This is a genomic window from Oceaniradius stylonematis, from assembly GCF_965223445.1.
Lineage (GTDB): Bacteria > Pseudomonadota > Alphaproteobacteria > Rhizobiales > Rhizobiaceae > Roseitalea > Roseitalea stylonematis.
This window is the reverse complement of sequence record NZ_OZ244994.1, coordinates 1,797,634-1,815,559: the sequence shown is the minus strand read 5'-3', so window position 1 is coordinate 1,815,559 and position 17,926 is coordinate 1,797,634. Positions and strand designations below refer to the sequence as shown.

The window sequence follows — 17,926 nt, the reverse complement described above, 5'->3', positions numbered from 1 at the left end:
TCAGGCGGGTTTTGCAGATCAATGACGTCGTCGACAAAAAAACGCATGGCTTGGGGAATAGCTGCCCCACCTGATCGTTCTCCTGGTGTGGTTTCGCTCCGAAACCAAAACGCAGGAGATAGACATGGACAAGCCCATCGCCTTCACTTCTTGCGCGCCTGTTGAAGACGGCGCCATGGCTGCGCTTTCCAGGGCGCATTGGACCTTCACCACACGCCGGGTTGCACGCCGCGACGCCGTCGGATTATCGGACGCCGTTGCTGCTGCACGATCCGGCGATCTTGTGTTGTGCGAGATCACCGAGATCGGCCAGCACCGTCGTCTGCAATTGACGTCAAAGCGCTACAAGAAAAGTTATGTCGGCGACCTGTTCGTCGCCTGCGTCGCGGACCGCTATGCGCCGGACCAGTATGAGGGACGAGCCGAGATCACCGATCAGGTCGGCCATTTGCTGGCCGGAGGCGGTGTTGTTGGTACGCTCGAGCACGCCCATGAACGGATGGCGCCGCCCACCGAAATCCGTCCGCTAGGCCTGCTGGTCGATACCAGCGGCGATGTCATCAATGTCTCCCGCTACAGCCTGCCAAGGCGCACGATCCCTGGCGAGGTCACCGTTCTGGGCGTCTTTGGCGCGTCGATGAATGCCGGCAAGACGACCGCCGCGATCAGTCTGGCCCATGGCCTGAAGCGGGCCGGATATGCGGTTGCCGGCGCCAAGGTGACAGGCACTGGATCGTTCGGCGATTTCCTGGCTTTTGAAGACACAGACGTTGCCACTTTCGATTTCACAGACGCAGGTCTGGCGTCCACCTACCGAATGCCGCTTTCGCGCATCGAAGACAGTTTCGAGACGCTGGTTGGCCATGCGGCCGCAGGCGGAGCCGAGGTCGTCGTTGTCGAAGTCGCCGACGGAGTTTTCCAGAAGGAAACGGCGGCGATCCTGCGGGCATCAAAGATCAAGGACCGCCTGGACGGTATCTTGTTTGCAGCGCCCGATGCGTTGGGTTCAGTCGGCGGCGTGCATGCGCTGGATGGCTATGGGCTGCGGCCTTTTGCGGTCTCCGGAATGGTGACCCGTTCGCCGCTCGCAGTCCAGGAAGCGTTTGCTGAAACCGGCGTTCCACACATGACGTGTGAGCAATTGGGTGACCCGGCTTCGATCTCGGAACTGGTTCGCCCCCTGTTGCGGAGCCAACCCGTGGTGCGATGGGCGGCCGCGTGACTCCCAATCTGCCATCAATCGATGCGTCCCGGATATTGGAGCGGTGACGGAGTAACCGTTCAGGTCAACCGTTATCCCTCCAGACGCCGGAAACGCTCAAGCCGCAAAGCGCCGATCGCATTCCGACACCCGGACCAAGGCAGGCCGTCGCGCGGTCGGACCAGGAAGAACTCGACCACAGAACACCGCCAACCAAATGAGAGGATGAAACCATGCAGTACTTCAAACGCCTGAAATTCAATGTCGATCCAAAGCCGTTTCTCGATGAGATCGAGAGCATCGATGATGCCTGGGCCCAATCGACGGGTCGGCAGGACAAGATTGAGGTTCAAAGGGAGGCGCTGGCGATCCCGTTGCGTGGTTTGCGCAAGTCGGCCATTGGCGATCGTAAACGCCGCGACGTTCATGAAAGCCGGTGGACCAACAGCTCGGCGCCTTTCGTTCTGGCAAGGCAGTTTCTCGAGGCGTTCGCACTGGAGCAGGACGGTATTCTTGGCCGTGCCAAGATTGTCTGCCTGCCAGCTGGAAAGCGTGTCTACCCGCACATTGACCGCGGCGAATACTATCGTGTCCGCAATCGCTACCATTTCATTCTGCGATCAACTTACGGCTCATGGCTGAAAGCCGGCAACGAGGAGGTGCGGATGAAAGAAGGTGAGTTGTGGTGGTTCGATAACGACCAGATGCATGAAGCTCACAATGATGGCGAGCAGGATCGCATCCATATGATCTTCGACATGCTGCCCAGCCACCGCGCCGAGGCCGTTTTTGGCGCGGCTGCCTAACCCAAAAAGAAGGACCACAATGATGGCTTTGGCGATTGCTCATGCAGCAGCTTCCGATGAACCGGCTGCGAACCTGTTGTTCCGGTCAGCATCGGAAACCGGTGGTCTGGCCTGCTGGCTGGCCGTGCCAGACAGCGTGGCTGGCGATAAGTCACCTTTGGTGGCTGTCCATGGCATCCGACGCGATGCCCGCCAACAGGCTGAACTGTTTGCTCAGCGCGCCAATGCGCTGGGCCGTCCGGTGATCGCGCCCTTGTTTGGCGAGCAGGAATGGCCGCGTTATCAGCAGGCCATCAGGCGCGGCCGCGCGGACCTTGCGCTGATTGCATTGATGGGAGCACTGAGCGCGGAAGGCATCTGCCGGACATCGCATTTCGAACTGTTCGGCTTTTCTGGCGGCGCGCAGTTCGCCCACCGGTTTGCCATGATGCATCCGCAGTTGATCAACCGGCTCACAGTCGCATCCGCAGGCTGGTACACCTTTCCCGACAGCACACAATTTCCCTTCGGTCTCTCTGCACGCACCGATGGTCCAGACCCATGGTCCGCCGTCACCGAAGACAGGATCCGACGTTTCCTGGCGATACCGACCCAGGTTTGTGTTGGGGCTGATGACACGTTGCGTGACGCCAATCTGCGCTCTGGAGACCGGATCGACGCCCAGCAGGGTCAAAACCGGTTGATCCGGGGTATCCGATGGGCACAGGCTCTCAAAAGGGCTGCGGAGGAACGTGGCCTACCGCCCCGCGCAGCCTTCTTCGCATTGTCGGCATGCGACCATCGTTTTCTGCAGTGTGTGCTTCGCGGCGGTCTCGATCGGATCGTCATCCCCGTCGATTATGGTCGGCGTCCCGTCACCGGTCGCTGCGGTCGTCAATGCGTCACATGCGACCAACCGTGCAAAACCAGAATCGATTTTTTGAAGCCCGTATCATGAGCGCCCTGCCAAAACTGTTCGACAAGGGGCGAACCCGTGGGATCGTGACCATTATCGCGCTGGCGCTCGGCCAGGCTGCTTCGACCGGGGTCGCCGCCTTCGCCACACGGGACGTGTTTGCCGCTTTCCGAGATACCGAAACCGGTCTTCCGGTCGCCGCGCTGGCACTTGTTGCCTGTTCGGGGCTGGCGATCGCCGCGATGCGCTATCGTGAACGGGTGGTGGCAGAACGTGTCGGCCAGGACTATGTCGCCGCCCTGCGCGTCAAACTGTTCCAGCATCTGGCACAAGTGTCGGCGCGTGACCTTGCTCGCCGCCGCGCTGGCGCGCTTTCTTTGCGTTTTGTCGGAGATCTGTCCGCGGTGCGCAACTGGGTCAGTCTGGGTCTGACACGACTTACGTCATCCCTGATCGTGCTGCCACTGGCGACGTTGGTGTTGTTTCTTTTGAACGTGCATCTTGCTGTCGCAGCGGCGATCCCGATTGCGATCGGCATGTTGGCCATGGCGATTGCGGGACCACGCCTCGGTCCAGCGCATAAAAAGCTGCGCAGCCGCCGGGCGCGGCTGGCCGCTGACATGAGCGAGCGTGTGCCCCATGCACCTGAACTGCGCCTGTTGGGCCGTGTCAAAACCGAAACACGCCACATCATAAAGCGCACCGAAACGCTGATCGATGCGGCTCTCGAGCGCGCGCGTGGCGCGGCTCTGCTGCGCGCCATCCCCGACGCCGTATCAGGCGCTGCAGCGGCATCGGTCTTTGTGACAGCGCTCGCCAGCGGAGCCGCGGCCGCTGAGGCTGCCGGGGCGCTTGCTGCTGTGGGGCTGATGATCCAGCCCCTGCGAGAACTGGCTGGCGTTTGGGACAGGCACCGTGCGTGGAAAGTGGCTCGCGACAAATGCGAGTCTCTTCTGTCGGTACCGAAACTGGCCAACAGGACCGACAACGAGTTGAGCGTTCTGGAAAACGTCCCGCAAAGCCTGACTTTCAAGAGTGCCGGAGCAGGCCGGCTTTCACCGGTCAATGTCATTGCACGGCCCGGCAAGAAGATCGCGATCATCGGCCCCAACGGATCAGGCAAGTCGACGCTTCTGAGTTTGGCAGCCGGTCTTGAAAGCCCGGAAAGCGGTGCCGTTCTGCTCGGCGATCGAAATGCCTTCGAACTGTCCACTTCGGAGCGCCGCAAGTTGATCGCCTATATCGGCACGCGCTCTCCGATCCTCGCAGGCTCGTTGAAACGTGCGCTGACGATGGGCGTGGACGGCGTGCTTGATGATGACACGATCTTTCGCTGTGCAGAGGAGTTCGGGTTGGGCCAGGTGATCGAAAGAATGGGTGGTCTTTCGGGCAAAGTATCGGAGGCGGGCCGCAATCTGTCTGCCGGTGAAATCCGGCGTGTTCTGCTGACACGAGCGGCACTGTCGAACTCCAGCTTGCTGCTGCTGGACGAACCCGATGATGCTCTGGATCAAGACGGTATCCGGCTGGTCGAACAGCTTGTCTCCAATACGCCGGCGACTACTCTGATGATCACACACAATCGGGACCTCGCTGCCCAGATGGATGAAATCTGGATCATTGACGACGGCCGGCTGACCATCAAGGGCCCGCCGGAGTTGGTGTTTACAGACAGGTCTGAAGCTGTCCGTGATTGGCGGTAGTTGGCCGACTTGGATAGCAAACAACTGCCGCTGACATGCGGGCAATTGACCCGCCAATCCGATTGTTGGGAAAGAGGCTCTTGCCCTGCGTCGATTGTCTGTTTTCGGACCTTTGCCGGTCCTTCGCTGCACTGCCGCTGATGGCAGCTTTGGGGATAAAGCGGACTTTGCCCGCCAACGGCAGCTCTGGCTCGAAAACGCGCTACCAGCAGTTTGGACTGTCTGGGCCGCCATTGCCCAATTGACGGCCCCTCGCTTTGCTCCATCTCCATCAAGCAACGGTCTTGATACGCGGAGGCGTCAGAGTCCAAATGATGATCCGATTCTCGCGCGCAGTTGCGGTTATCTTGTTGAGTGCGGCGCCCGCATTGGCTTGGGAGACCAAGCCTGGCCGAGTTTGTGAACTCATCCACGATGGTGAAAACGCTTTCTTCCGCGTGACGTACGATCCCGCGATAGCAGAATACGCAATCGAGGTCAGAACGGTGGAGCCTTGGCCTGGCGGCCCGATCTTTGCCATGCGTTTCGATGGGCCAATAGGCCTCACCATCACGACAGATCGCCACATTGCCTCGGATGAAGGCCGGTCCCTAACGGTCACTGACAGCGGCTTCGGCAACGTACTAAACGGCCTCGAGTTCAACCACACCGCAACAGCTCTTCTTGGCGACAGGGCCGTTCCTGTTTCACTCGATGGCGCAGCTCCAGCAGTGCAAGACTTTCGCGCATGCACCGCCGGCCTGAACGCCTGAAAGGGAGCGACGGCAGCCTTTGGTCGGTGGCGGCTCTCTGGACCTCTTCAGCGAATTGAAGATGCAGTTGCCTCCTGAGGTCACGCTCTGGAGAAAGTGCGGTTCCAGCGCGGTTACCGAGCCAGAACCTGCACATTCGAACACAGTTCGACAAGAACCACCAATCGGCCAACAGCGAGCGCGCCCGTCGCCCGCTTAGGATCGTCAATTTCGTGCCGTTTCGTTCCGTTTTGTGTTCAACAGGGCCGGTTCTGCATTTCGCCATCTCACGCTTGCCAAGGTTGGGGTCGTGAGTTCGAATCTCATCGCCCGCTCCAAAATTCCGGGTTGAACAGAGACGGTTTCTCAGACGCTTGGCGGCATATTGCTGCACGCGGGAGTTGCTGCGCTGTGGGATCTTGGCCGGTCGCGGTTACAGCGCGGTTACATGTCCAAGCGTCGTGGGCTTTGAGACCTTGAAAACGCGCACGAATTCCACACGTGAACCCGCCGTATTGAACTCGGATTTCGAGATGACTGTCGATTTTGCCGAGATTCGGCTTACAGCCCAACCTCGCGACTCGGGACGATCGATTGTTGCGTTGGGCCGGCCTCTCACAGCCACAGGCAAGTGGCGAGCCCCAGACGCATGCGGATGAGGTTGGCGCCCCACCCTCCCCGCAGGGCAAGCCACGATAGAAGCATCCACGCAACTATCTCCCCGTCGCCCGATCACACCACGGCGTTGGTAGCCTCCGTTGGAGCTGTTGTCCGCTGAGGATGCTGGCCCTAATCGCGCCAAAGGCTGCAAAGCGGAGATGGTGTTGAACAAGTCGCTGCTCTTGTCGGATTTGGCAAAGCGATGGGCGGGTCTGGCTTAACCTTTCACACTGGTTGCGGCACCAGCTTTGCGAGCTTGCGGAGATTTTGGACTGTTGCCGCCAGGATGAACTCATCTCTGGCGCCGTTGGGTCCCCAGAGGCGCAACCGGTCGAGCCCGATGATGCGTTTCAGGTGGGCGAACAACATCTCGACCCTGTTTCGCGCATAGCTGGCGGTCACATAGGCGTCGGTCTTGGTGATGTCGCGCGCCATGTTGCGTGCGCCCTCGTGGATGGAACGCAGGACCTTGCGGGCTGGCTCCTTGGGGCAGCATTGCTGCTTCAGCGGGCAAATATCACAATCGGTCTTGCTGGCGCGGCAGCGCATCAGACCTTCCTTATCGACGCCAGAACGCGGTGTTTTGTAGGGGCGCCTGAACTGCACCAGCTGTTTGCCGCCGTGACAGGTCCGCTCGGGCACCACCGGTTGGCGACAGAGCCACCTCGATGTCGCCATGCGCTCCGGGCGCAAGATGCCGTTGTTCATCGCCCGATCAAAAGTCTGTTGCCGGCGAGCAAGTGCATTGAGATCAGGTTTCCGGCTTGGGAACTGACGGGGCAGAACGCAGCCGAGATCGAACGCACCATGGCTCCAGAGTTTGTGGCTCCGGCATTTCAGACATCCTCGACGCGCACCTCTATGTCCATCGAGATCAGATCGACGCCGGTTCCGAAAAAACTGCCGCTCACCGGCGCCACCTGTTCGATCTTTCGCGCAACCGCGACCGGTATCAGGTTGGCGGATCCGATAGCCCGATTGGTTGGGTCAAACGGGATCCATCCGGCGCCGGGGACGAAGACTTCGACCCATGCATGGGTGGAGCCGGTTGCAGCCGAACCGAGCCGGTCACCGGTCGGATCGTAAAGATAGCCGGACACCAGACGCGCACCAAACCCGAGCGTCCGTGCCGCCTCCGCAAACAGAACCGCAAAGTCGCGGCAGGAGCCCCAGCCCCTGTCCAGCGTTTCGAGCGGTCCCTGGGTGCCTTCGGTTTCCCGGCTTTGGTAAGTGATTTGAGCCGTCACCCCGTTTGCGACATCTTTGAGCAAAGACAACGTATCGGTCGGCCGTTGCATGACGAACGCTTCGACCCAATCGGAAAGCCGGCCTGCATGATCGGCATATTGCGGCGATGCAAGCGTACCCAGGTCGGTCCAGTCGTCGGCGGCATAGATGAAGGGGTACGAGATCGCCGAGGCCGCGATCGCAAACACCGGCCAGACGGGCGCCGTCAGGTCCACGATCGTCCGCGCACCGATGGTCAAGACATCCGAGGACGCCGCGAAGGTCGCCGCCGCAATGGCATTTCCCGCCACGTCGTGCGACCAGTCGATCCTTGCGGCCGGCAAGATGTCCAGATCGAAGGCGACCAGCGTCAGATCGCGGGTCTCCCGCGGACGCAGCATCATCCGGTGCGGCGCCAAGGCGACGGCCGTCGTGTATCGATACGTCGTGTTGTGGGTGATCGCGACTCGCGGCACAGGCGGCGCCTACGACGTGCGTGCCGACGAGCGACGGCGGCTTTGTCCAGTGCTCACGGAGACAGCGGACCGCCAGGCGGCCGATCTCTTGCAGCGGCGGCAAATCCGTTCACCGAAACTGTCGCTCCAGAACGTCATCGTGCATCTCAGGCAAGCGCGCTCCGCGGCCACGTCGCCGCGAGCCTTCTCGATCGCAGAACCTGTTTCGGTGCCGTCCGTCATGGGCTGTTCTCCTCGCACTTTACGGCTTTTCCAAACCCGTCGCTTCTTTCGGCTTCCACGGTCCAGACCCGGAAATCCCTCAGGGTGTTCGGACCAAAGGTCTGCGTCAAAGGAACGTCGGCGGCATCGCGGCCCCTGGCCACGAGGATCCGTGCGGTCCTCCTGGTATTGTTGCGCGGATCGAAGACCCGCCAGCGACCGTCGAGGAAGACTTCCATCCAGGCCGCGAAATCCCCTGGCGGATGCGGTTCAGGCTCGCCGATATCGCTAAGGTAGCCCGTGCAGTAACGCGACGGGATGTTCATGCAACGGCAGAACGCGATGGCGAGATGCGCGAAGTCGCGACACACGCCCCGGCGGCCGGACAGGGTTTGCGAGGCCGTTCGTGTCGCATCGGCCTGCATGTAGTCGAACACAACGCTGTCGTGCACGAAATCGCAGATGGCTTGAACCCGCGCCCAACCCGGGTCGGTGTTGCCGAAAAGCCGCCAGGCCTCGTCCGAGAGGAGGTCGGTTTCGCAGTAACGGCTTCCGAGAAGGTAGACGAGCGTCTCGAAGGGCAGGTCCTCGACCCGATGTTCGCGCGCGCCAGGCGAGATCGGGTCGGGCTCGCCGGAGTCCCGGAAGATACCCTCGGTGGAGATCGCAAAATCGCCGGCGGGCGCTACCATTCGTGTGCACCAATTGCCGAAGCCGTCCCGGTAGTTTTCGAGCGGTACGCTGGGCGACGTTGCCAAATAGTCGGCCCGTTCAAGGTCGCCAAAGCGTGAGTGATGAACATTCAGTATGGCGATCAGCGGTGTCGGCTGGGGCAATTCGTACTTCAGGTTACATCCGATGCGCACGCGCATGCCCGCCCTCTCTTTCAAATGAGCCTTCGGCAACGTGTCATCGTCCAAGAATGCACCGACCATCCGTCACTCGAAAGCCCCTGTCGCAGCGCCACGCATTGCCGTCACGATCGAGATGCGCGTTAGTGGGCAGCTCCAGTTCGATGCAGGCATTGCCTTCGGCCTCATACCCACGCTCACAGCGCCATCCCGGCCCGTAGGACCTATTGTCCAGGAAGGCGTTGCCGGAACTGCGACCGCATCACACCGCCCATCGATTTCACCAAATCCCCGTTCACAGGCCCACGCCGCGCCGTACTCCGAGTTGGTCAGATACCCGTTCGCGGGAACGGCGATCGGAATACATCGGTCCGCTTCAGCCATGAAACCGCGATTGCAGGCCCATCCCGATCCTGAAGGCTCGCCGGTCAGATAAGCGTGATCGGGAAGCTCGATGGTGACACACATGTCTTGATCTTCCCGGTAGCCGCGCTCGCATTGCCAATCAAAGCCGGAAGACCGCAGAAAGGCATTCTCGGGAACGAAGATCGCCGCGCAGGCTTTGGCTTCCACCTCTTCAAAGCCGCGGCGGCAGGCCCAGCCCGTCCCGTAGGATCGTCCTGTCGCGTAGGAGTTTGCTGGAAGGTCGAGTTGGACGCAGAGCCCGTCCGTCAGGCGAAATCCGATATCGCAATCCCAGCCGCCATTGTACGTCCGCTCATGCGCGTTCTCTGGAGGGGGGCCGGTGCCGTCCTGCGCCCACACTGGCAATGCCGAAACCATCACTATTGCGGTCAGCAAAAGCGCACTCGAGGCCAGCTTCGCTAGCGGCATCCAACAGTCGGTCTTGATGAGAGTCATCGCAGGTCCCTTTTTGCCATTGGCCGCTTGTTCGTTGCTTTCGTCGGACGCCACACGCGGTCCACCATGCTCAGCGCGCACATCGCGGTGTGAGGGTGGATCTGCGGGCAGCGCTGAACGTCATCAGGTATTCGGCTTTCGACAGCGCAATCCTGCCGGAAATCGCCAGCACGCCCACTTCAATCGGGGAAGGCAACTGCGCCGAGCCATTCAGGCTCGCGCCGCCTGCGTTCGGTAACCGGACCCGGAGATAGCCGCTTGGCTTGATCGGTGGTCAATCAGAAATCGGCGACGGTCAGGGTGTAAAACGGGCGCCTTCCGCATGAATAGGTTTTGCGCGCCACATTGTGGATCGAGCCGCGTGCGGCGTCGAATGCCGTCAGGCACTCCTCTTCCGACAACGCAGTCTTGCCAGACCTCGGCAGTGCTCCCGCCTCGATCAGGAACGGCACCTGGGTCATGCCGTCATAACCGCTGAAGCGTATGGCGTTTCGTGCTTCGTCGAAGCTGCGGCTCAGATTTGGAAACTCCAGTGCCATTGTGTCAGCCCTTGCCTTTGGCGCGCGAGGAGCCCGCCACTGCGGCAGTGCTGATCTGCTTGGAGAACGAACTTTCAGTCTTGGGCGGAGGCCTTTCCTTCTTCGGCTTTCTGATCTCGCGATTGCTGCGTCTTCTTCCCTTGGCCATCGCCGAACGTCCTTTCGATGAGAGTTGCGTCAGAACCGGGCTGCGAACTATCGGCCTGTTCGAGACTGTCTTGCGTGGCCACCCGCTCATGGCCTTCGTCGTCGTTGCGGATGCGATATTGCGGCGAGCCGCCTTGAGGCGGGAGCGTCGCCGTGATCTGGTAAATGTCAGTGGGCGAGGCTCGTCTTCCAAACTCACTCTTCAACGTAACGGTCTGCCCGACCTTGAAGAGGTGCGTTGGAGCTTCGGTTCTAGCTGACCCTGCTTTGCTCCGGAAACGTCTTGCAATGTTCATGGTTTTTGCTGGTCCTTTTGGAGAGCGGCGTCGAGATCAGCCGGCTTTATCGGCACCGTCTGTCGTATCGACGCTTGGGTCGCGATCGCCGGCAAATGGATGAAAGTGCCGACACGCCGCCACGCAAGCCGGGAAATCCCTTCGATTTGCTCCTCGTCGAAATCGACGCGGTAGTCTCCCGCTGGCTGCCGCTGGTCAAACCCCGGCAGATCAAATGCGGACGAGAATCGGACAGAGGTCTGCGTGGTTCGGCGGGTCATGGCTGATACCTTGGAAAACGTACGATGGTCGCGCAGAACGGCCGCGCGTTCTTGTGCGTGCAGCGTATACAAGAACAGATTCGAACATATCGAAGTAAAAACACGCTGATTATTTTTCGAAATTCTATGGTTGATTATGAATCGTGACCGTGATTTATATGTATGCGCTTAAATCAGCTATTTCAAGCCCATTAAAAAACATGGGCGATATTCGGTATTGTGTGCTAAAAGAACGCATCCTGCGCGCGATTTTGCGTGTCTGTTCTCAAAACCGATTGGACATAATCATGAACATCCCTGTGTGGACGAAGCCTGCGTTCATGGGCGCGGCCGCCGGCGCTGCTGCCTTGGCCATCATCGGATTTGGATGGGGCGGCTGGGTGACCGAGGGCACCGCGATGGAGATGTCGAACAAGCAATCCATGGCTGCCACCGCAACGGCACTGACGCCTTATTGTGTCCAGAAGTCACGCAACGACCCCGATGCGACCGGTCTGATGGTGGAGATCAACGATGCCAGCAGGTTCCAGCGGCGCGGGATTGTTGAAAAGGCTGGCTGGGCCACGCCCTTGGGTGCCGATAAGCCCGATCGTGCTCTTGCGGAGGCATGCCTGATCGCACTGACCAGCGACACCTGAGGACCGAGCCGCCGCGTTCCCCGCGCTGGCCCAGACAGCATTTGAGGGAATCACATGGCTTCCATCATACATCTCGGACCACCGCATGCGCTGGACACAAAAAAAGCACCTTGCCATCGTCAAGGCTCCGGCGTCGGTTGTCCCGTTTTCATCTCACAACCACGCAAAACAGACCAGTACAGCGATCATCTACTGTGAAGGCAAATTCGGAGCCATTGACGGCAAGACGGCCAATGGCCTGGTCCGGCACTCGGAGAAATAGGAGATCCTTTCGGTCATCGACAGCCAAAAGGCCGGCCTCGATGCCGGCGAGGTGCTCGGAGACGCGCCGAACGCCATTCCGATCTACCGCGACCTGGCTGGCGCGCTGGCGCGCGCTGAAAGCCTGCCGGACTATTTCATGTTCGGAATGGCGCCATCAACCGGCATGTTGACCGCCCATGAGCGCGGTCTGCTGATCGAGGCCATGAGCCACGGCTTCAACATCGTCAGCAGGATGCACGAATTCCTCAACGACGATCCTGTGTTCGCGGCGGCTTGCGTCGCCAACAAGGTCGGCATTGTCGATGTCCGCAGGCCGCGTGACAAGAAAGATCGGCGCCCGTTCAGCGGCCAGATCCATGACGTCACCTGTCCACGCATCGCGGTCCTCGGCACCGTTTGCGCCGTCGGCAAACGGGCGACGGCGATAATTCTGGCGCGCGCCCTCAATGATCGTGGCATCAAGACGGTCATGGTGGGCACCGGCCACACACGAGCCTCGACGGGCTCACACCGAACGAGTTTGCAACCCGGCCCGAAGCGGACCACAACGTGAACAGGGCTAACCTATGAATGGGTACATTCAGGGGAGCATGTCATCTCCCGACCTTTTGTGGATCCCTGGTGGCACTGCTGCCGATGGCGGCTTTGTGAGCTGCTGCCGGTTTTGAGGACACCGAGTTAGGGTGTTTTTGAAACTGGAGATCAGACATGTCGAGACGACAGTTCAGCCGCGAATTCAAGACGGAAGCGGTTCACTTGGTGACGATGCGTGGCGTGAGTGTGACGCAGGCCGCCCGCGACCTCGATGTCCATGCGACAGTACTTCGTCGCTGGATCAAGCAATATGGGAACGATCCTGCCGAAGCGTTTCCCGGCAAGGGGCAGATGACGCCCGCCGATGACGAGGTGCGCCGGCTGCGGCGTGAGGTGGCCAAGCTGAAGGCCGAGCGCGACATTCTAAAAAAGCCGCGGCCTACTTCGCAAAGGACCAGGCGTGATGTTTGCCTTCATTGCGAAACACCGGGGGATCTGGCCCCTCTCGGCGATGCAAGCATCGCCTGACGGGCAGCAGGATCAGTTGGATGTGCGGGGCGCTCGTGCTACGCACCTCGCGAAGCGGTTTCCCTGCCTGGCTGACACGGTCGCCCAGCGCACGGGCCAGAGCCGATGCGAGCCTGACTGAACGCATCCGGGCAAGCTTCCTGCTCTCGGATCGGACCTATGGCGCCCGCCGTGTCTGGCGCGAAATGCTTGAGGAAGGCTTCGTCTGCGGCCTGCATCGCATCGAACGGTTGATGCGACTTCATGGCCTTCGGGCCCGGCCTCGCCGCCGCCAGCTTCCGAAGGATACCGGCGTACGCTCTGTCATCGCACCGAACGTGCTTGAGCGTGACTTTGCGGCGGATGGGCCGAACCGGAAGTGGGTCGCGGATTTCACCTACATCTGGACCGCCGAAGGCTGGCTCTATCTTGCGGTGGTGCTCGACCTGTTCGCCCGGCGCGTTGTCCGCTGGTCGATGAAGAATGCGATGACCGCCGATCTGGTCACCGACGCCCTTGTCATGGCGATCTGGCGACGCGGCAAGCCCGACGAACTGCTGCACCACAGCGATCAGGGAAGCCAGTACACGAGCGAGCAGTTCCAGCGCCTAATGGCCGATCACGGCATCACCTGTTCGATGAGCCAGTCGGGCAATGTCTGGGACAATGCGGCCATGGAGAGCTTCTTCTCGTCGCTGAAGACCGAGCGGACCGCCCGTAAGGTCTATCGTACGAGGGATCAGGCCAGGGCCGACGTGTTCGACTACATCGAGCGCTTCTACAATCCCCGGCGTCGTCATTCGACGCTGGATTACATGAGCCCAATGGCATACGAAAACGAGCTATGGGAGCTTAATCAGCCGTCCATCAAACCGGCAGCAGCTCAACGCCCTAAACCTTCATAGAACCGTGGACACACCAGGTCGGTGGAAAGCTCATCACCTCGCCGAGTTGGCACTTGCGGTCCGGGATGCCACAGAAACTGAGAAAGCAACCGCCGAGGCGAAGTTCGCAAGCATGTTGCAAAATTTCGGCCACCGGGCCCAGGGCATTTCCTTTATTCGGAAGGTTATGACATGAGAAAGATAGCGCCGATTTTGGACCAAGTCCTAAACAAGTAAAGACAGTAATTTCCAGTCACTCGAATGTAGTGCGAAACGATCAATTGGACGTTCGTTTTTTGGTCTGGCCACATCCATAGCCGAAGCACGGTGATCGGCCACAGTACCGGGACCAAACATCTAATGTCGGGTCTGCCGCCAGTTCGGACATCAGCCTGGAACGAACTGCTCAGTCGCCCAATGGCAACTTGCCGCCAGAACAGGACGGCCGTTTAGCTCATGATTTCAGCTGCTTACAATCGGCGAGGACCTACGCGTGTAACCGCGCTGTAACCGCGACCGGCCAAGATCCCACAGCGCAGCAACTCCCGCGTGCAGCAATATGCCGCCAAGCGTCTGAGAAACCGTCTGTTTTCAACTTGAAATTTTGGAGCGGGCGATGAGATTCGAACTCACGACCCCAACCTTGGCAAGGTTGTGCTCTACCCCTGAGCTACGCCCGCTCACGTCCGGCTGGCGCCGAACCGCCGCTTAATGCCGCAAGCCTTGGGTGAATGCAAGTGGGTTTTTGATGCCGTTTCCGGTGGCCCGTCCTGGCCTTGTGTTCGCCGTCCGGCTGCGTCACAAAGCGGCCAAACCGAAGCCCAGCCGCAGGCCCGAAACGCCGCCATGACCGACGATCACAGACAGGACAGCGACGCCACGGCGGCTCCTCCGGCGGTTGCCGCAAAGACCCCGGACGATCTGTTCGCCTTTCTCGACGCCCTGTCGATCGCGACGACGACGCACGAGCATGCGCCGGTCTTCACGGTCGCCGAAAGCCAGGCGCTGCGCGACGAAATCCCCGGCGGGCACACCAAGAACCTGTTTCTGAAGGACAAGAAGGGCCGCTACTTCCTTCTGACGGTCGGCGAGGAGGCGGAGATCGACCTGAAACGCATCCACACCCGGATCGGCGCGCAGGGCCGTGTCTCGTTCGGCAAGCCCGAAGCGCTGATGGCGCTTCTGGGCGTGGTGCCCGGCGCGGTCACCTGTTTCGGCGTCATCAACGATGCCGACAACCAGGTGACGCTGATCTTCGATGAGGCGCTGATGGAGCATGAGATCATCAACGGCCACCCCTTGCGCAACGATGCGACGACGTCGATCGCGCGCGACGATCTCAAGCGTTTCGTCGAAGCGACCGGCCACGCCTTCACCATCTTGAATCTGAGCGCGCCCGAGGCGACATAACGCCCATCACGGGATGAATTGCAGAAAAGCGCATCGTCGCGATGCGGGGACAGTGACCATGACCAACAACGACAATCCTTTTGCAACGGGCGGCGGCGCCGGCGGCTATGGCAACCAGACGGTGGATTTCGGCGCAACGCCCGCCAACGGCGCGGCGAACAGCTCGCCCGCAGCGGCGCCCGGCGCGCTGATCAAGGACACGACGACCGCCGACTTTCAGACCGACGTCGTCGCCGAGTCGCGCAACCAGCCGGTGCTGATCGACTTCTGGGCGCCCTGGTGCGGCCCGTGCAAGCAGTTGACGCCGGCACTCGAAGCGGCGGTCCAAAAGGCGGGGGGCAAGGTCAAGCTCGTCAAGATGAACATCGACGAGCACCCGGCCATTCCCGGCCAGATGGGCATCCAGTCGATCCCGGCCGTGCTCGCCTTCGTCGACGGCCAGCCGGTCGATGGCTTCATGGGCGCGCAGAGCGAAAGCCAGGTCGAGGCCTTCATCGACAAGCTGGTCAAGCAGTCCGGCGGCGGCGCGCAGAACGCGGCCATCGAACAGGCGCTCGCCCAGGCAACGGAGGCCGCCGCTGCCGGCGACGTCAACGGCGCCGCCCAGCTCTTCACCATGGTGCTGCAGCAGGAGCCGGAAAACGCCGCCGCCTATGGCGGCATCGCCGCGCTGATGGCCGATCACGGCCAGCCGGACCGGGCGCGCGACATGCTCGACCAGGCGCCCGAATCCATTCGCGAGGCGCCGGAGCTCGCGGCGGTCCGCACCAAGCTGGAGCTTGCCGAAAAGGTCGCACAGATCGGCGATCCGGCGGCGCTCGAGGCGCGGCTTGCCGGCAATGAAGACGACCATGATGCCCGCTTCGATCTGGCGCAGATCCTCAATGCGCGCGGCGAACGCGAGGCGGCCGCCGACCATCTTCTGGCAATCATGAAGGCCGACCGCGAATGGCGCGAGGACGGCGCGCGCACCGAACTGCTCAAGTTTTTCGAGGCATGGGGCCAGACCGACCCGGCGACGGTGAAGGCGCGGCGCAAGCTGTCGAGTCTTCTGTTCCGCTGATCCGGGAAGGGCCGGCGGCGGCGCAGGGGTTGCTGGCAGCCGCCGCTGCCCCATCTTTATCGCCATGAAACACAACAAGTCCCGGCGGTGATCCCATGCAGGCTGGCAACACGGTCTATCACGATCTCGACGATGTGCCGGCGGTGGTTCCGGTTTTCCCGCTGTCCGGTGCGCTGCTGCTGCCCGGAAGCCAGTTGCCGCTGAACCTTTTCGAGCCGCGCTATCTTGCCATGTTCGATGCCGCGCTCAAGGGCAGCCGGGTGATCGGCATGGTGCAGCCGGCCTTCAGCGGCGATCAGGGAAAGCCGGACAAGCCCGACCTCTGCAAGATCGGGTGTCTGGGCCGCGTCACCGCGTTCAGCGAAACCGGCGACGGGCGCTATCTCATCACGCTGGAAGGCATCTGCCGCTTCCGGATCATCGAGGAACTGTCTGTGACCACGCCGTTCCGGCAGTGCCGCATCGCGCCGTTCGCCGGCGATCTGGCCGACAAGGATGAGGGCGCCGATGTCGATCGCGAGCAGTTGCTGGCCGCCTTCCGCGACTATCTGGAGGCCAACCAGCTCGAAGCGGACTGGGCCAGCGTCAACAAGGCCAACAATGCCGCGCTCGTCAACGCGCTGTCGGTCATGTCGCCCTACGGGCCGGCGGAGAAGCAGGCGCTGCTCGAGGCGCCCGATCTGAAAAGCCGCGCGGAGACGCTGGTGGCGATCACCGAAATGTCGCTGGCGCGCGACAATGATGATTATGCGCGCACATTGCAGTAGGCTTTGCGGGTAGACCGGCCGATTCCCGGAAACCGCGATGACCGACGATCCCAAGCCCGAGACGCCCCAGACCGACAGTCCCGCCGACGCATCGCCGCCCGGCGGCGGCGAGACAGATGCGCATGGCGGTATCGATCCCAAACTGCTCGACCTTCTGGTCTGCCCGCTGACGAAAAAGACGCTGCGGCACGATGTCGAGGCGAACGAACTGGTGTCGGAAGCCGCCGGCCTTGCCTATCCGATCCGCGGCGGGGTGCCGATCCTGCTGCCGTCCGAAGCGCGCTCGCTGCGTGACGACGATGGCGACGCAGAGCGTGCCTCATGAGCACGGCGAAAGAACCGGCGGCAAAGCGTCACAAGCGCGGCGATGCCCGGCGTGAGGCGCTGGTGCAGGCGGCGGCGGAGCGGTTCTGGACGCGGGGCTATGCGGGCAGTTCGATCGCGCAGGTTGCCGCCGCGGCGGGCGTGCCGCTCGGCAATGTCTACTACTATCACAAGACCAAGGCGGACCTTGCGATGGCCGTCGCCGACCTGTTCGTCGGCCAGACCGAGGCACTGATCGACGAGGTTTCCGCCGAGAGCGACGATCCGCGCGGGCGTCTCAAGGCGCTGGTCGGGCGGTTGCGTGCCTCGCAGGCGCCGCGCCTTGCCCATGGCTGCCCGATCGCGGCCGCCTGCCGCGACTTTCGCGACGAGGCGCCCGAAGCGGCACGCCGTGCGGCCGAAAGTTTTTCGATCCTGACCGGCTTCATCGCCGCCGAGCTCGGCCGGACCGGGATGCGTCCGGCGCTGGCACTTGCCAGGGCGCGGGCGATCGTGTGCGACTGGCAGGGCGGCATCGCGCTCGGCCATGCGCTCGGCGAACCGCCGGTTCTGGCCGAGGCCTTCATGCGCATGGACCGACACATCACACAGACCTGACGCGTCGGATCTGGCCTTCAAGCCCATGCCGACCGGCCACAATCCGGTCACCAAATGATCCACCGCGCGCCGCCATTGCGACCG

At 61.5% G+C, this 17,926-nt stretch carries 18 protein-coding genes, 1 tRNA gene and 2 pseudogenes; 13 read left to right on the top strand and 8 right to left on the bottom strand.

Annotated elements, in window-relative coordinates; translation table 11 throughout:
• Positions 1–124: 124 nt before the first annotated feature.
• From ACOQOU_RS08920 to ACOQOU_RS08900, 5 genes are all read left to right on the top strand, one after another.
• Positions 125–1,222, top strand: coding sequence for a hypothetical protein (locus tag ACOQOU_RS08920; protein WP_306025411.1), 1,098 nt, complete (start codon positions 125–127; stop codon positions 1,220–1,222).
• A gap of 212 nt (positions 1,223–1,434) precedes the next feature.
• Complete coding sequence (locus ACOQOU_RS08915; protein ID WP_306025412.1) at positions 1,435–2,007, top strand: aspartyl/asparaginyl beta-hydroxylase domain-containing protein; 573 nt, start codon at positions 1,435–1,437, stop codon at positions 2,005–2,007.
• A gap of 19 nt (positions 2,008–2,026) precedes the next feature.
• Entirely contained in the window at positions 2,027–2,944 is a 918-nt protein-coding gene (locus tag ACOQOU_RS08910) for an alpha/beta fold hydrolase (protein WP_420578707.1), read from the top strand.
• Positions 2,905–4,605, top strand: a complete 1,701-nt coding sequence (locus ACOQOU_RS08905) for an ATP-binding cassette domain-containing protein (RefSeq protein ID WP_306025414.1) — start codon at positions 2,905–2,907, stop codon at positions 4,603–4,605. Before ACOQOU_RS08910 ends, ACOQOU_RS08905 begins: the two co-directional genes overlap by 40 nt.
• Before the next feature lie 311 nt (positions 4,606–4,916).
• The gene (locus ACOQOU_RS08900; RefSeq protein WP_306025415.1) at positions 4,917–5,357 is read left to right on the top strand and encodes a hypothetical protein; all 441 of its coding nucleotides are present in this window, start codon (positions 4,917–4,919) and stop codon (positions 5,355–5,357) included.
• Between the two features lie 864 nt (positions 5,358–6,221).
• Here ACOQOU_RS08900 and ACOQOU_RS08895 read toward each other — a convergent pair.
• The 7 genes and pseudogenes from ACOQOU_RS08895 to ACOQOU_RS08865 form a co-directional block, all read right to left on the bottom strand.
• Positions 6,222–6,623: pseudogene (locus ACOQOU_RS08895) on the bottom strand (transposase); the annotation flags it as partial.
• Positions 6,624–6,832: 209 nt separating this feature from the next.
• Entirely contained in the window at positions 6,833–7,699 is an 867-nt protein-coding gene (locus ACOQOU_RS08890; RefSeq protein ID WP_306025416.1) for a transglutaminase family protein, read from the bottom strand.
• A 218-nt stretch (positions 7,700–7,917) separates the two neighbouring features.
• Complete coding sequence (locus ACOQOU_RS08885; RefSeq protein ID WP_306025523.1) at positions 7,918–8,772, bottom strand: transglutaminase-like domain-containing protein; 855 nt, start codon at positions 8,770–8,772, stop codon at positions 7,918–7,920.
• Positions 8,773–8,838: 66 nt separating this feature from the next.
• A complete protein-coding gene (locus ACOQOU_RS08880; RefSeq protein WP_306025417.1) occupies positions 8,839–9,612 on the bottom strand; it encodes a hypothetical protein in 774 nt (257 codons plus the stop codon).
• Positions 9,613–9,890: 278 nt separating this feature from the next.
• Positions 9,891–10,151, bottom strand: coding sequence for a DUF1488 domain-containing protein (locus tag ACOQOU_RS08875; RefSeq protein WP_109765715.1), 261 nt, complete (start codon positions 10,149–10,151; stop codon positions 9,891–9,893).
• 74 nt (positions 10,152–10,225) lie between these two features.
• Positions 10,226–10,594 carry a hypothetical protein gene (locus tag ACOQOU_RS08870; protein WP_306025418.1) on the bottom strand — a complete coding sequence of 123 codons (369 nt, stop codon included), beginning with the start codon at positions 10,592–10,594 and terminating at the stop codon, positions 10,226–10,228.
• Positions 10,591–10,854, bottom strand: a complete 264-nt coding sequence (locus tag ACOQOU_RS08865; RefSeq protein WP_306025419.1) for a hypothetical protein — start codon at positions 10,852–10,854, stop codon at positions 10,591–10,593. Before ACOQOU_RS08865 ends, ACOQOU_RS08870 begins: the two co-directional genes overlap by 4 nt.
• Before the next feature lie 143 nt (positions 10,855–10,997).
• Here ACOQOU_RS08865 and ACOQOU_RS08860 point away from each other — a divergent pair, with 143 nt between their 5' ends.
• The 3 genes and pseudogenes from ACOQOU_RS08860 (at position 10,998) to ACOQOU_RS08850 (ending at position 13,702) form a co-directional block, all read left to right on the top strand.
• A complete protein-coding gene (locus ACOQOU_RS08860; RefSeq protein WP_306025420.1) occupies positions 10,998–11,492 on the top strand; it encodes a hypothetical protein in 495 nt (164 codons plus the stop codon).
• Positions 11,493–11,757: 265 nt separating this feature from the next.
• Entirely contained in the window at positions 11,758–12,309 is a 552-nt protein-coding gene (locus tag ACOQOU_RS08855; protein ID WP_420578884.1) for a DUF1611 domain-containing protein, read from the top strand.
• 155 nt (positions 12,310–12,464) lie between these two features.
• Positions 12,465–13,702 (top strand): annotated as a pseudogene (locus ACOQOU_RS08850) (IS3 family transposase).
• Between the two features lie 584 nt (positions 13,703–14,286).
• On the opposite strand, the gene ACOQOU_RS08845 reads toward ACOQOU_RS08850, so the two are convergent.
• Positions 14,287–14,361: transfer RNA gene (locus tag ACOQOU_RS08845), tRNA-Gly, on the bottom strand.
• Between the two features lie 166 nt (positions 14,362–14,527).
• Here ACOQOU_RS08845 and ACOQOU_RS08840 point away from each other — a divergent pair.
• The 5 genes from ACOQOU_RS08840 (at position 14,528) to ACOQOU_RS08820 (ending at position 17,842) form a co-directional block, all read left to right on the top strand.
• Positions 14,528–15,091, top strand: coding sequence for a prolyl-tRNA synthetase associated domain-containing protein (locus tag ACOQOU_RS08840; RefSeq protein WP_109765710.1), 564 nt, complete (start codon positions 14,528–14,530; stop codon positions 15,089–15,091).
• 58 nt (positions 15,092–15,149) lie between these two features.
• Positions 15,150–16,154, top strand: a complete 1,005-nt coding sequence (gene trxA / locus ACOQOU_RS08835) for a thioredoxin (protein WP_306025423.1) — start codon at positions 15,150–15,152, stop codon at positions 16,152–16,154.
• A gap of 95 nt (positions 16,155–16,249) precedes the next feature.
• Positions 16,250–16,921 carry an LON peptidase substrate-binding domain-containing protein gene (locus ACOQOU_RS08830; protein WP_306025424.1) on the top strand — a complete coding sequence of 224 codons (672 nt, stop codon included), beginning with the start codon at positions 16,250–16,252 and terminating at the stop codon, positions 16,919–16,921.
• Positions 16,922–17,051: 130 nt separating this feature from the next.
• Positions 17,052–17,246: a Trm112 family protein gene (locus ACOQOU_RS08825; protein WP_245412828.1), complete on the top strand. Its 195-nt coding sequence runs from the start codon at positions 17,052–17,054 to the stop codon at positions 17,244–17,246.
• Entirely contained in the window at positions 17,243–17,842 is a 600-nt protein-coding gene (locus ACOQOU_RS08820) for a TetR/AcrR family transcriptional regulator (RefSeq protein WP_306025425.1), read from the top strand. The genes ACOQOU_RS08825 and ACOQOU_RS08820 overlap by 4 nt, the downstream gene beginning before the upstream one ends.
• The last annotated feature ends 84 nt before the right edge of the window (positions 17,843–17,926 follow it).